Source organism: Candidatus Nitrosotalea sp. FS, assembly GCF_011319475.1.
GTDB lineage: Archaea > Thermoproteota > Nitrososphaeria > Nitrososphaerales > Nitrosopumilaceae > Nitrosotalea.
In genome coordinates this window covers 1-612 of the sequence record NZ_RCMC01000087.1, presented here as the reverse complement: position 1 = coordinate 612, position 612 = coordinate 1, and the positions used below count along the sequence as shown (strand labels likewise).

General features: G+C 40.2%; 1 pseudogene. It reads right to left on the bottom strand.

What is annotated here, in order from left to right:
- Positions 1 to 612, bottom strand: a pseudogene (locus tag DYY66_RS03275) (hypothetical protein); the annotation flags it as partial.

Here is a 612-nt window from a genome sequence, read left to right as displayed (position 1 = left end):
ACATTGTTTAGTGTAATGGAATTTGACGTACCTACAGTAAACGTCGCTGAAGCCGGATGTGATAATGCATCTGTTGCAGTAACAGTAGAAGTTCCAGTTGCAGTTGATGGTAGTGTAAAGGTTGCAGTAAAGGCTCCACTTGAATCAGTTGTTATTATTGCAGGACTAGTGCTTACATTAGCTCCTGCATATGAAATTGTAATGGTGCTAGACGAGGCAAAATTAGTACCTGTAACTGTAACGACAGTGCCTACAGGTCCGGTTGATGGATTTAGTGATATTGTAGGTGTTCTATAGACTGCAGCCAATTGGGTATCTGCAGTAATTGCAATAGATCTTGGATTTGTGGTGGAACCAGTATCCTTCCAATGATCAAAAACATGAGTGTTGTAACCATAGGCTTGAACCAAATACTGGACATTACTATTCAAAGTAAAAGTTGTTGGCGAATTACCTGATGTTACTGTAGTTCCTCCTTGAGATAATGTAACATATAGACCGGTTATGACATTACTTGCACTATCCTGTGTTGATACTGTTAGTTTGTATGTAGTAGATTGTGTTGTTGCGGAAGCAGTGCCCGATGGTGAACTTGTGCCGACTGAGTTGATT